Origin of the sequence: Bacillus sp. SIMBA_074 (genome assembly GCF_046534555.1) — a bacterium.
Taxonomy (GTDB): Bacteria; Bacillota; Bacilli; order Bacillales; family Bacillaceae_G; genus Bacillus_A; species Bacillus_A mycoides.
The window spans coordinates 1-295 of sequence record NZ_JAWRYM010000330.1; the positions used below are offsets into that span (position 1 = coordinate 1).

1 pseudogene is annotated in these 295 nt (G+C 41.4%); it reads left to right on the plus strand.

The features are described from left to right. A pseudogene (locus SB773_RS31045) lies at positions 1-265 on the plus strand (stage V sporulation protein AD); the annotation flags it as partial. Between the last annotated feature and the right edge of the window lie 30 nt (positions 266-295).

The following is a 295-nucleotide window of genomic DNA, read 5'->3' on the forward strand; positions in this document are numbered from 1 at the left end:
AAAGGTAAAGAGCGAGCAATTTCAAGATTGCGGAATCATCATTTATAGAGAAGGTCAACCTGTCATAGCTGGTTGAAGTGGTCCAGGCTGTTCAGCAACAGTCGTATACGGACATTTATTAAACCGAATGAAAAGGGGAGAATTCAAAAAAATACTTGTCGTTGCGACAGGCGCTTTACTATCTACACTTACATTCCAACAAGAAGAAACGATTCCGTGTATCGCTCACGCTGTTTGGATTGAATTTGGAGGTGCAACGCAATGATTTTTTTCTAGGCTTTCGTCATTGGTGGAC